The sequence below is a fragment of the Caballeronia sp. INML2 genome, from assembly GCF_023631365.1.
Lineage (GTDB): Bacteria > Pseudomonadota > Gammaproteobacteria > Burkholderiales > Burkholderiaceae > Caballeronia > Caballeronia turbans.
The window spans coordinates 147,707-159,425 of sequence record NZ_JALQDH010000088.1 but is presented as its reverse complement, the minus strand read 5'-3'; the positions used below and the strand labels follow the sequence as shown (position 1 = coordinate 159,425).

12 protein-coding genes are annotated in these 11,719 nt (G+C 59.3%); 1 reads left to right on the top strand and 11 read right to left on the bottom strand.

Annotated elements, in window-relative coordinates; all coding sequences use genetic code 11:
• Positions 1–7 precede the first annotated feature (7 nt).
• Positions 8–583: an isochorismatase family protein gene (locus tag NCT32_RS30150; RefSeq protein ID WP_053572555.1), complete on the bottom strand. Its 576-nt coding sequence runs from the start codon at positions 581–583 to the stop codon at positions 8–10.
• A 129-nt stretch (positions 584–712) separates the two neighbouring features.
• Here NCT32_RS30150 and NCT32_RS30145 point away from each other — a divergent pair, with 129 nt between their 5' ends.
• Positions 713–1,603, top strand: coding sequence for a LysR family transcriptional regulator (locus NCT32_RS30145; RefSeq protein ID WP_250478200.1), 891 nt, complete (start codon positions 713–715; stop codon positions 1,601–1,603).
• Between the two features lie 449 nt (positions 1,604–2,052).
• Here the strand turns inward: NCT32_RS30145 and NCT32_RS30140 are convergent, their stop codons facing one another.
• The 10 genes from NCT32_RS30140 to NCT32_RS30095 form a co-directional block, all read right to left on the bottom strand.
• A complete protein-coding gene (locus NCT32_RS30140) occupies positions 2,053–2,445 on the bottom strand; it encodes a DUF305 domain-containing protein (RefSeq protein WP_250478199.1) in 393 nt (130 codons plus the stop codon).
• A gap of 184 nt (positions 2,446–2,629) precedes the next feature.
• Complete coding sequence (locus NCT32_RS30135; RefSeq protein WP_053572552.1) at positions 2,630–2,890, bottom strand: DUF4148 domain-containing protein; 261 nt, start codon at positions 2,888–2,890, stop codon at positions 2,630–2,632.
• A 672-nt stretch (positions 2,891–3,562) separates the two neighbouring features.
• Positions 3,563–4,699, bottom strand: coding sequence for a porin (locus tag NCT32_RS30130; protein ID WP_250478215.1), 1,137 nt, complete (start codon positions 4,697–4,699; stop codon positions 3,563–3,565).
• Positions 4,700–4,757: 58 nt separating this feature from the next.
• Entirely contained in the window at positions 4,758–6,050 is a 1,293-nt protein-coding gene (locus NCT32_RS30125) for an MFS transporter (protein WP_250478198.1), read from the bottom strand.
• Between the two features lie 383 nt (positions 6,051–6,433).
• Entirely contained in the window at positions 6,434–7,291 is an 858-nt protein-coding gene (locus NCT32_RS30120; RefSeq protein ID WP_053572549.1) for a fumarylacetoacetate hydrolase family protein, read from the bottom strand.
• 23 nt (positions 7,292–7,314) lie between these two features.
• Complete coding sequence (locus tag NCT32_RS30115; RefSeq protein WP_061119803.1) at positions 7,315–8,382, bottom strand: cupin domain-containing protein; 1,068 nt, start codon at positions 8,380–8,382, stop codon at positions 7,315–7,317.
• A 164-nt stretch (positions 8,383–8,546) separates the two neighbouring features.
• On the bottom strand, positions 8,547–8,867 hold the full coding sequence (locus NCT32_RS30110; protein ID WP_061119802.1) for a non-heme iron oxygenase ferredoxin subunit: 321 nt from the start codon (positions 8,865–8,867) through the stop codon (positions 8,547–8,549).
• An 8-nt stretch (positions 8,868–8,875) separates the two neighbouring features.
• On the bottom strand, positions 8,876–9,349 hold the full coding sequence (locus NCT32_RS30105; RefSeq protein WP_053572546.1) for an aromatic-ring-hydroxylating dioxygenase subunit beta: 474 nt from the start codon (positions 9,347–9,349) through the stop codon (positions 8,876–8,878).
• A 1-nt stretch (position 9,350) separates the two neighbouring features.
• Positions 9,351–10,607, bottom strand: a complete 1,257-nt coding sequence (locus tag NCT32_RS30100) for an aromatic ring-hydroxylating dioxygenase subunit alpha (protein WP_250490938.1) — start codon at positions 10,605–10,607, stop codon at positions 9,351–9,353.
• Positions 10,600–11,634 (bottom strand): FAD-binding oxidoreductase, encoded by a 1,035-nt coding sequence (locus NCT32_RS30095; protein ID WP_061119800.1) that lies wholly within the window; start codon positions 11,632–11,634, stop codon positions 10,600–10,602. Before NCT32_RS30095 ends, NCT32_RS30100 begins: the two co-directional genes overlap by 8 nt.
• Between the last annotated feature and the right edge of the window lie 85 nt (positions 11,635–11,719).

The following is an 11,719-nucleotide window of genomic DNA, read 5'->3' as shown; positions in this document are numbered from 1 at the left end:
CGGTTGTTTAGTGGTAGTTCAGAATGGCGACAAGCTGCTGGCCGACAGGAGTAGTCCAATCGACAGCAAGTTCAGCGATGATCTGGTCGACCGTCGTAATGACAGCGCCGGCCCTCTCCATGCGGCGCAGCGCGATCTCATTACCGAATTTGGTGTTCGATGCTGACGCGTCCGCCGACACCTGGACTTCATAGCCTTCATCGAGCATTTGAAGGACCGGAAAGTTGACACAGATGTCCGTCGTGACACCTGCGACAATTAGGTTCGTACGTCCAGTAGCCGCAACTGCTTCATTGAACCCGTCGTGGTGCATAGCGTTCACAATGCCCGGCCGCTTAATACGGGCAGCGAAGGCTTCCGGAAGTATCTCCTGTAGCTCAGGGAGCAAAGGCCCCTGAGCACGGTCTTCCATGCTTGATGTGAGCACCACAGGAATCTTGGCCGCTTTTGCGATCCGCGCCAGCTTGAAGGTATTTTCCCGCACCAGATTTAAGTCGTGCGAATGCGTCCAGGCAAGAGTTCCAACTTGGTGATCGATCAACAGAATTGCGGCGTTTTCCGGGGTAAAGGCTTTCTTATGCATGGCTAACTCCTATCCTTTGAGATTTTTGCCAAGGCGCTTCTCGCCTGGGCACGCTTCAAATTTAATCTTGATCGCGTTTTCGAAATAGCCGTAAAATGCCGTTCTTGTTGTTCAAAACTTTTGAATACGATGATCGTAGGCACGCCCACGTTCGACCAGCTTCGCGTCTTCATAACCGTGGTGGACGAGGGTAGTTTCGCTGCCGCGGGGCGGCGACTGAGCCGCGCTACCTCGGCAATTAGCTACTCGGTAGCGGCACTTGAAGAGCAACTTGGGATCGAACTGTTTGATCGAAGCAATTCAAGACGACTGACTCTGAGCCATAATGGGAAAATCGTGCTTGCACAGGCGCGCAATCTTGCAGGGGGACTCAACGACTTAAAAGCACGCGTCGCCGGCATTCTTGAAGGCTTAGAGCCCGAATTAACGCTGGTCGTTGATGTCATGCTCCCGGTTGAAAGGCTGATTGACGCCATCCGGGCCTTTGAAGAAGAATTCCCCACCGTCACGATAAGGCTCAATGTCGAGGCCTTAAGCGCGGTGTCGCGGCTAGTTCAGCAAGGGGTGGCGCGGTTAGGTATTGGAGGACTGCTGCATAGCGACGAAACTGATCTTGAGCGCGTGGCGATTGGCGCCGTCGAGATGATGCCGGTCGCCGTTCCATCTCATCCTTTAGCGGGGCCCGAACGAGGTGTTGTGGGCGCATCGAAGCATCATCGGCAAATACTACTTACCGTGCGGAGCGCCTTTGAAGACAAGACGACAATGGCTGTGTTCGCTCCGGAGACGTGGTCGCTTTCCGATCTCGGAGCGAAGCGAGCATTGTTGAACGCCGGCCTGGGGTGGGGTTATATGCCCGAACATTCGGTGCGCGACGACCTTGCATCAGGTCGTTTGGTTCGCCTCGACATTCCCGAGCTTCCCGGCGGCATGTATCCATTACAAATCATGTACCGGACGGATGCGCCGCCGGGACCGGCCGGTTCGTGGCTGATTAAGCGGCTCGCCGCGCAACAGTGATTTGCTCAGATCGATCGAGCCTACTAAGAAGTGACGCTTTGGCTGTCGACTGAGTGCGACATCTCTTTAAAGCGAGCGCTGCTGCTATCATCCTTACGACTGGCACGTCGGCATTGCGGGGGGAAATGTATATTCCGGCTACGCTTCAATAACCTTACTCCGCTGTTCGGAAACGCATGCGGCGCATTTGAGCGCCGTTGCTTATCGGGGAGTCACCAAGGCAGGGCGAGCCGGGGCGCAGCTCGTCGCTGTCTCGAAGAGATGCGTCTTGAGTAATGCCCGAGCGTCGCTAGGAAAGCCACGAAATTCAACGGCGATTGTACTAGTTGAGAACGACTCCTCATTCGCCGGTTACTTCTAAAACTGATATGTGGCGTCGTGTTTTTCGGGGTGGCGCGCGCCGGTTCCACACGAAGATGCCCGCGTGCGTTGCGTCTGCGAGTAGACGCTCATTGCTTTGACGTCCGTGCTGGCTGGTGTGTCTGAAGCCACGTACGCATGAAATTGAGCTGCGCCTGCTGCGAATACACCATGCTCTGAGCCAGCTTGCGTAGCTCCGGATCCTTTCCATACTGGAGCTCCACTTTTGCTACATCTACGGCTCCTTGGTAAAGCGGCGTCATTTGAGCCACGAAATCGTAGTCGGCATCTCCGGTGTATGGCAAATTCGTCTTGCCTTGAATCATGGCTTGGTTGGCAGTTCTGTAAGCGTCGGTCGATGGAACGTCCGATGCTCGCGCAGCAGGTCCTGGGTTGATCGGAGGCTGCTGCGCCCAACCATTTCCGGTTACTGCAGAGGCGAGAACTACTGCTGACAAGAGAAGCGCTCTGAAATTGGGCATTATGTCCTCAAAAAGTCTGCGCTGAGTGCCGGCGTGGGCTCGTGAACGAGGAAACCGACATTTCGCGGTGCATAGATCTTGGGTAAGAGCAAGAGATGCCTGCTCGCCTGGACCCACTTAGCGCAGACCAGGAGGTGCGTTCAACGCAGCTTCAACGTCCCTATGCGATTAGCAGCTGAACCGGTCACCGAATCGGCTCCCTTGTCACATTGAATTGCTCGTTATGGGTCTGCGCCCCTTTTCCGGTTGCTTCAATCTTCGCGCGGGCACTCTGAAGGTTCTCTGAAAAATGCATCCAGTCGGCTGGGTTATACCCAGCTTTTTCGTACTGAGCGAGCTCTGCGCGCACTTCAGCGCGGGTCCGTTCCCCCGCAGCTTGAGCCGAAGCACCGAGCGCGAAAGAGAAAAAAGAAACAGCTATAACGATTCGGGCGAGCGCCTTCATGAAACCTCCGTGATTCGAGTGGCAGCAATTCATCTTCTAAGTGCTGCCCCCGAATTCTATGAGCTAGTCTCATGAGGGTAAATACCGATTTGCGAGACAGTTTGTCGCTGGAAATGGGAGAATCGCTCGCCATGCCACGAGCGCTTCGGCACGGCGGGAGGGTGTAACCCGACGCTCGCGCCGCCTTACTCAAGCTTCGCTACGTATGCGCGACGGCCTCCCCATCCAACTCGGCCGTCACCGGCGCGCCGGTCAGTGCTGCGCAATCGCGAGGCTAGCGCACCCTGCACGCAACTCCTGATTGCGCTGCAACCTGAGCCTGCGGTGCGCGAACCGGTAGCCAAGGTAAAGATCGCCCAAACAATCGAGTAAGCAATCAGCGTCGTTCGGTTCCATCGTTCGAGCGATGCGATTCGAGCGGCACTTCGTGATGGTCCATCCAGTCCGACTGAAACGTGTCGGGGGACCAAGACCAGCGAAAGCGGTTCGAGCGCTCCGCACGTTCGTTCAACGTCGAGGCCAGTGAAGCCGCAGTATGAGAGCTGACATTCATTATGTATCTCCAAGTTTGGGTGGATTTCAACGATGGCGCTTGTCCGGGCTGGCAGCTCCGTCCTCGGAAGTCCGGACTCTCCCTTGCCCTCAGACTCGTGAGCGCCGGACGCCTGATCTTCAAAAGAGCTGTCGAAGCCCCATCATGACGCCGGTCTGATTCGCCCCGGGCGGCGGCGTCGTTCCCGGGCCACCGGCGCTCAGCGTATATCTCGCCCTCGCGCTATTGCCAAGAAAGCCAACCTGCGCGTAGACGGCCGTTCGTTTCGATAGTGAATAGATGCCGCGAATCGTACTGAGCGTCGCTCTCGTGTCGTGATCGTGATTAAGAATCCGGTAGACCGCTCCATCGACATAGAGAGAAGGCGTGATGACGTAGCTGGCGCCCAGATAGAAAATGTTCGACTTGACGCTCGCTGCTGCTTGCGCCGCCGGATCGACCCACCGTCCAAGCCATCCGCCCGAGATCGTCGCGCCGAAGAATTTGACGTACGCATTGGCCTGAGCCCGTGTGTCCTTGTCGCCGCTGCTGGGAATCGGTGTCGTCGCCACGCCATCAAAGAAGTTGGCGGCTGCGTTCGTTCCACCCCGTTGCTGGTCGTAGCTGACCACCGCGCCAAAATTGCGCGTGTCGTACTTGGCCATCACGGACCACTGGTGACATTGCTGGAAGTCGCCTGGCACCGATCCGGCGCACGTGCCCTGTCCGGGCGAATTGCCGGATCCTGCTGCGTCGCGCCCGAATGAATAGGTTGCGCCGAGCGTGAGGCCCGCGAATGTTCCCTTGTAGGCGATGGTGTTGTCGCTTCGGGCATTCGGAATGTAGCTGTCCAGCGATCCGAGACTGTAGATGGCCGGACCCATCACGTCGTTCTCGAGCAGCGCGTAGAACGTCATCGTGTACTGACGGCCGAACGTCAGCGTGCCGTATTCCGAACCGAGGCCTACCCAGGCTTGCCGTCCGAAAAGACGGCCGCCTTGACCCGCATCGCCCGCGCGCACGTTGAAGCCGTTCTCAAGAACAAATAGTGCGCGATATCCTCCGCCAAGATCCTCGCTGCCGCGAAGGCCCCATCGCGAAGGCAGTGAGCCGGTGATGGCGGGCATGCGAATAACGCGGTCGCCCGACGCATTCGCATGGGACACATATTCGAGCCCTGTGTCGATGATGCCGTAAAGCGTGACGGAGCTTTGCGCGTGTGCCGCTCCCGCAAGCAAGCAGACGGCTCCCGCCGCAACCAGGCAAGTCCTTTTCATGTGATTTCCAAACAAAGTGGTGAATCGATAAGCGAATTGCGCCGTTCTCGTATGGGAATTAGACGGCTTCGACTGCATCGGAATGACGCCAGTGCTTCTGTCGCTTCATGAAGAAGAAGATGGCCGCTACAGGGATAACTGCCAGCAGAAATGGCGCTGCGAACAGGTAGTAAAGGTGATGGACCTGCCAGCCGTGGTCGATCAGCATGCCGACGAGGAGCGGTGCCGCGATCGCGCCGAGTCTGCCCATGCCGACTGCCCAACCCACGCCGGTGGCGCGAGTTTTCGGCGGATAGAGAAGCGGCGTCAGCGAATAAAGGCCGCCGACGCATGCGGTAATCGCGGCGCCCAATGCGATCGCTGCCGGCATGGCGAACTGGAGTTGCGAAGCGTTCGCACCAAACATTAAGAGCAGCACGCCGCTGACCACCAGAGCCGAGGTCAGCAGCGTTCTAAGTTTCCCGCGGCCCGAGACCAGGCTGAACAACGTGCACCCGATAATGCCGCCCGCATTCAGCAGGACGCCGCCTGTCACGCCTTGCGAAGCGGACATGCCCGCCTGGACCAGAAGCCTCGGCGTCCAGCTCATGACGAAATAGAATCCGGCCATCACAAGCGAGAACGCAAGCCAGATCAGGAGCGTCCGCAACCCGATCAGCGACGGCGCCGTGGTCAGTTCGTCCGACCCGGCGCTTGCTTCCCGAGAGTCCTCGATGCGCGGCAGTTCATCGATCGTGTCCTGCTTCATGCGCCGCAAGATGGCGTTCACCTTGTCCAGCGCACGTTGTGGTCGCCGTGCAATCAGGAAATCCAGGGACTCGGGCAGGCCGTACCATGCAAGCGGAATCACCAGCGCCGTGCTGATGCCGCCAAACAGGAAGGCGCTTCGCCAGCCATAGCGTGCCAACAGCAGTGCGCTCACAGCGCCGCCCAGCGTCGCGCCGAGCGTATAGCCGGCCGACTGCATGCTGATCGCTGCGCTTCTCCACTTGTCGGACGCGTACTCCGAGGCGATGACCGCGACGCTCACCATCATGCCGCCGATGCCGAGTCCCGTCATGACGCGCAATGCCACAAGTTGTTCCAGCGTCTGAGCACATGCGGAAGCCAGCATGCCCGCGACGATCGCAAGCAGGCACAGCAGCACGAGCGGCCGGCGCCCGATGCGATCGGCGCACGGTGCAACGATGAAGCCTCCGGCCGCCATGCCGAACAGGCCGGCGCTGAGCAACGCGCCGAGCTGGCTACCATTGAGATGCCAGTCCGATGCCAAGTGCGATGCCGAAAACGCGACGGCCAGCACATCGAAGCCATCCAGCATGCTCAGCGCGACGCATACGACGAGCACCATCTTCTGGAACGAGCTCATTCGGCCCTCGTTCGTGGCCTTCGTCAGCTTGTGTTTCATTTGTCTTCCTCCAGTATTGCTGCCCCGACGGACTTCGTGGAGCAGTCGTCCTCTTGTGGGATGCCTGTTTTTGAGTCGGGTCGGTCTCTTCAATGGTGTTGTTCGTTACACGCTAGTTGCTGTCGAAGATGCAGGGCTCGAGCGCCCGCCACCACGGTTTGCCGGGCAGCGTCGCGCCCTGCTCCGGACCGGTCACATGAACGGCGCCTTGCCGCGCATCAGCAACGCCGGAGCCGTAATCCGGTCCGCGCACGACGTGACGACGCCGGAGCGTCTCGACCAGGATCGTTCCGCCGCCGGCACCCACCTGTGAGATGTCTCCGGGCTCATGACCGCGCCATCCGGATCGTCAAGTCGCCAAGGCCTTCGACGCGCGCCTTGACGACGTCGCCGGGCGTCACGGGGCCGACGCCCGCCGGCGTGCCTGTCATGATGACGTCGCCCGGATGCAGCGTGTACATCGCCGATGCGTATTCGATGAGCCGCTGAACGTTGTAGATCAGGTACTGCGTATTGGACTTCTGGCGCGGCGCGTCATTGACCGTAAGTTCCAGGTCGAGCGTGTTGGGATCCTCGATCTCGTCGACGGTCGTGATCCACGGACCGATCACCGCGAACGTATCCGCCGACTTGCGGAAGCCCGCGAACTCGGGACCGCGTACCGTCATGTCCAGCGCCACGCAATAACCGAACACGTAATCGAGCGCCTTCTCTCTCGAGACTTTCTTGGCCCGCCTGCCGATGACCACGCCGAGTTCCACCTCGTGATCGGTGCGGCGGTCCGGAAACGGAAACTCGACGATACCTTCGGGTCCGTTCAGCGACGTCGGTGCCTTGATGAACAAACCAAACTGTTCGAGCGTGGTGAAGGTCTTACCGTGTGCGATCTGCTGATCCGCATTGGCCTCGTCGATATGATCGCGGTAATTGATCGGCGCCCCGATGATCTTGCCCGGATTGGCGACCGGCGCGAGCAGCTTGGCCGCCGACAGCCGCACCGTATCCGCGTGGCGAAGAAACGTTTCGATCTGGTCCTCGATACGAGGAAAGTTTCCGATGATCCAGTCGTAAGGCGGATATGGCCAGCCCGGCTCACCCAGAGCGTGGAACAGCGGCGTGATGTCGTGAATCCTGTCCCCACGGACAACGCCAATACGGTTATCGTTAAAGCGGCAAATCTTCATGGCTTATCCTGCGTCAGGGTGAGTCAACCGCGCGTTTCGCGGTAAAGGCCGAGCTTCTCGTACACGGGACGATCAGAGTAGGTGAACATCACGGCGTCGCTGATGTCGCCGGCACTCATGCGCCAGCGGCTCCATCCCGGCACGATGAAGACGTCGTTCTCGGCGATATCGAAGCGCCCGGCACCTTCTATCTCGACGGCAGGCGAACCCTCGACGCCGACGATGACCGTACCCTCCACCGATCGGAAGAACTCCGTGGTAAGGCCACGCGGAATCAGGCGCATCGACGCGGCAATGGTCGGGATGGCCCAGCCGCCGGTGAGCGGGTTGGCGTAGCGAACGTTGACGCCGTGACAGGCATCGACGTCCGAGTAGCGCGCGAGCCGGTCGAGCACTTCGCGCGTGCGCGCATAGGGATAGTTGAAGATCGGCGATGTCGGCCCAGCGTGGCTGCTACCGATCGGCAGCAAAGCGTCGGAGTAACGTGTCAGCACCTGATCGGATTCGCCGGTGCGGGGAAACTGATTCGATTCCTCGTATTCCTCGCGAAATCCGGCCCGCAGGAAACTGACGAGCGGAACGTCGAGTCCGTCCAGCCAGACGACCGGTCCATCGCCGTCGTTGCCGTGGTCGTGCCAGGTCCACGCGGGCGTCACGATGAAATCGCCGCGCAGCATTTCAGTGCGAACGCCGTCAACCGACGTATAGCCGCCCGTGCCTTCGAGCACGAAGCGCAACGCAGACTGGCTATGACGATGTGCCCGCGCTATCTCACCCGGAAGAATCAGTTGGAGGCCGGCATAGATCGTATCGGTCGCATTAGGCAAACCTTCCAACCCGGGATTCATCAGCATCAGAACGCGCCGCTCCGCTTCTTCCGCGCTCACCACAGCGCCGGATTCGATTAGCCGGTCACGCATCACGGCCCACTTCCACGCATGCGGCCTGGCCTTCGGCCGCGGCTCATTAGGGACAAGCCCTTTCAAGACGTCCCACAGCGGCGCGACGTTGAGTGCTGCGAGTCGTTCCCGATATGAAACCGAACGGTCTGATTCCTGCGCTCTTACGGCGCTGTCTGCGTGCGCGCTCATGGCGAACTCCTTCTGTAACGTGGGGCGGCGATAGGTGAAAGGGCTTTCACTGTGACGATGGATGAAGCGCCGTGCCCCTTCCTATCGCGATATATTGGATAGGCATCCGAAAAAATAAATGGAATGTCCTGACACACTGCTCTTCCATTTTTCCCAAGCAAGGATCAGGCGTCTTCCAGTTCGATATAGACCTGGCCCTCCTCTATCCGCACGGGGTAGGTCCGGATATCCACGGAGAGCGGCGCGCACATGGCCTTGCCGTTGCGCACATCGAACCTTCCCTGATGCAGCGGACATTCGATCTCGTGGCCATCGAGAAAGCCGTCGCATAACCTTGCGTGGCCGTGCGTGCAGATATTGTCGGTCGCGTAGACCAAGCCGTCGACGCTATAAAGTGCAATCTCCCGGCCCTTTGAGATAACCGCGGTCACGTCATCGGCGGGCACTGCAGCAAGCTCGATCACTTTCGCCCAGGTCTTTGTCATCGAGCACCTCAAATCGGATAAATGAGCGAGTTCGCGACCATTTCGCTGTCGAACACGCAGGTTCGGCTTTTCAACCTGAGGCCTTGCGGCGTGCGCTGAATGACATCGATATAGCGGCCGACGTTGAATACGGTGGTCAACTCGTCCTGCTTCGTACGAAACACGGCGTAGTTCGCTTCCGACCGGATATGACGGCTGTCGACTTCCCGGACGATGGGTGCGCCGACGACATGCCTCTGGTAGTACGGGTCATGGAAGATCGTTTCTGTCATGCCATACACCCGGTCTTTCAACATGCCCTTGCTTTCGAAGGACATCGTTGCGAGCGGAAGGCCTCGATCGAAGTTCTCGCGAGGCTGAACGCGGTACAGGCACTCGTCGGTGAAGAATTCAGGCCAGCGATCCCAGTCGGCGCTGTCCAGCACGGCCGCATACTCGGCGTAAAGCCCGATAAGTTCCTGATAGGTCTCGAAATCGAGCATGTCAAATCTCCATCACCTTGCGCCAGTACTCGAACATGCCCCGAATCAGGGTCTCGCTGACGTTGTGATCGGCATCGGCGATATCCCGTCCGCCGAGTTGTGCGAGCGCCTGATAGAACGGCTTTTGTTCGACGCCTTCCTGCGAGAACTCGATGACCTCACCGTCGTCGGCCGACACGAATCCCGCCGGGCCGAAGAGATTCGCCTGGCGCAAACGCCGGCGCGTCATCTCCTCGCTGTCGTCCTCGAAGCCGAAGTGCGTCCAGACGAAATCGAACGATCCGACGCCGTTCGGCACGATCTGGCGCGTCGACACCGAATTGATCTGCTGCTGGATGATGAGGCTCGGGAAGATCGTCAGCATGGCGACGGTCAGATCGCCCCACCACGGTTCGTGAACGATGTCGAGAAAGCGGTCGTCGTTCAGTTTCATTTCTTCCTTGAAGCTCGACACGCCCTTGGTCACTTCGCTCTTTCCCTGTGCACCGCGCACGCCGATCATTGCAGCGTGGCGAAACTTCTCGTCCATCTTTAGCGCTGCCTTGCTGTCAGCGCGCCACAGTCCGAACGTGAGGAACCAGGTATGCAGCAAGCCCGCGTGATACGGATCCTTGATGTTCTCCTGCATGAACTTCCAATTTGCCGGAATTCGCTGCCGGTTGTAGCCTAGAATCTTCAGCTTCCGTCCGTCGAATACACGGTCAAATAGCGCAAGGATCGACGGTCCGAGGAATGCTTCGAGCGGCTCGACATCGTGGTCGAAGGAAGCGAAGATCACACCGTTGCGGGTCGCCACTTTCAGTTGCGTCAGACCATGCTGTTTCGGATCAAAGTCCGCAGGCATGCCGCCGTTGACCCTGCCGTCCGCCTTCACGCCTCGCCGGAACGGCACACCGATCAGATTGCCCTTAAGGTCATAGTTCCACTGGTGATATGGACACGTCAGGTCTTTTCGATTGCCGAACTTGTCCCGGCAGAAGCGCACGCCGCGATGCGCGCACACGTTTTCCACCACAGCTACTTCGCCATCCTGAGAGCGCGTCACGATCACCGAGCGCTCGCCGATGGACGTGCGCTTGAAGTCACCGGCGTTGGGAATCTCCGCTTCCAGACCCACGTAGCACCAGTGACCGGAATAGAAGAAACGATCGAGCTCCTTCCGGTAGACCGCTTCCTGGCTGTACGCCCAGAACGGAATCTGGCTGGTATCGTCCCCCTTCCAGACAGGCCGGATAAAGTCGATCGGGCTCTCATTCATGATGACGTCTCCTCTGGTGCGGCAACTGGGAACTGCTTGATCGAGACTCGCTTGCATGAAAAGCATCGGCGTAAATCCGGCCGGGGTCGACGCCCTTCCTGCGCAGCAGCGCGGACGAAGCGTCGACCATCGCCGGCGCGCCCGCCACATACGCGCGCCATCCGTCGAGCGTGTTCCAGTCCCCGTCGACAGCATCGGTCACCATGCCCGTGCGATACGGAACGCGCTGTTCGCCGGAAGCCAGCACGACATGGACACGCAGGCCGGGCAGGCTTTCGCGCAACGCGTCGAGCCAGTGGGTGCCATAGACGTCCGCTTTGGAACGCACGCCGAAGTACAGATGGATCGGCCGGCTTGTCTGCGACTCGGCCATGCCGCGAAGAATTGACAGGATCGGCGCCAGCCCGGTGCCACCGGCAATGCACAGAACCGGGTCATCCGACTTTCTGCGAAGGTAGGCGGTACCCAGAGGTCCGCTAATGCGAACTGCATCGCCCGGCTTGAGATCGGCCGCGACGAAGGACGTCACGTGCCCATTGGGCACCAGCCGTATATGAAACTCCACTTCCTGGCCGTTCGCCGTGCCCGCCATCGAGTAAGGACGAATGTGTTCCGGCGTGAACTGCACGTTCGCGTACTGACCGGGAGAGAAGTTGAATGGTTTGGACAACGCCAGCCGCACCCGTTTGATATCGTGCGTCAGGTCTTCTATGTCGATGACCGTCGCCTTGAGTATCTTCGGCGGATGAACCACGATCTCGTCGACCTCAGGAATCTCGATCACGCAATCCTCGATGAGCGTCGTGCAGCATGCGAGCACGGACTGGCCGCCCGTGACGCGCGAACCGCCTGCTTCGGTGCCGAGCGTCACGGCTGAGCCGGCGACCACGGTGCAACGACACGTGCCGCAACGGCCTGCCATGCAGCTGTACGAAATCGGGATCGCATGAGCGCGCAGTGCGTCAAGCAGATTGGCGCCGCTCGTCGCCTCGATATCGCGCTCTAGCGGCAGGACAGAAACCTTCATCACTTCCGTGTCTCCATGCTGTTCTGCGTTTGATGCATGATGCACGGAGCCGCGAAATCGATAAATAGAATCTCCTTGATACGCA

Bases quoted from the DNA above. Each gene is read 5' to 3' on its own strand.
- NCT32_RS30120 (WP_053572549.1), bottom strand. From the start codon at position 7,291: ATGAAGATTTGCCGCTTTAACGATAACCGTATTGGCGTTGTCCGTGGG.
- NCT32_RS30105 (WP_053572546.1), bottom strand. From the start codon at position 9,349: ATGCTCGATTTCGAGACCTATCAGGAACTTATCGGGCTTTACGCCGAG.
- NCT32_RS30115 (WP_061119803.1), bottom strand. From the start codon at position 8,382: ATGAGCGCGCACGCAGACAGCGCCGTAAGAGCGCAGGAATCAGACCGT.
- NCT32_RS30125 (WP_250478198.1), bottom strand. From the start codon at position 6,050: ATGGTGCTCGTCGTATGCGTCGCGCTGAGCATGCTGGATGGCTTCGAT.
- NCT32_RS30100 (WP_250490938.1), bottom strand. From the start codon at position 10,607: ATGAATGAGAGCCCGATCGACTTTATCCGGCCTGTCTGGAAGGGGGAC.
- NCT32_RS30135 (WP_053572552.1), bottom strand. From the start codon at position 2,890: ATGAAGGCGCTCGCCCGAATCGTTATAGCTGTTTCTTTTTTCTCTTTC.
- NCT32_RS30140 (WP_250478199.1), bottom strand. From the start codon at position 2,445: ATGCCCAATTTCAGAGCGCTTCTCTTGTCAGCAGTAGTTCTCGCCTCT.
- NCT32_RS30095 (WP_061119800.1), bottom strand. From the start codon at position 11,634: ATGAAGGTTTCTGTCCTGCCGCTAGAGCGCGATATCGAGGCGACGAGC.
- NCT32_RS30150 (WP_053572555.1), bottom strand. From the start codon at position 583: ATGCATAAGAAAGCCTTTACCCCGGAAAACGCCGCAATTCTGTTGATC.
- NCT32_RS30145 (WP_250478200.1), top strand. From the start codon at position 713: ATGATCGTAGGCACGCCCACGTTCGACCAGCTTCGCGTCTTCATAACC.
- NCT32_RS30130 (WP_250478215.1), bottom strand. From the start codon at position 4,699: ATGAAAAGGACTTGCCTGGTTGCGGCGGGAGCCGTCTGCTTGCTTGCG.
- NCT32_RS30110 (WP_061119802.1), bottom strand. From the start codon at position 8,867: ATGACAAAGACCTGGGCGAAAGTGATCGAGCTTGCTGCAGTGCCCGCC.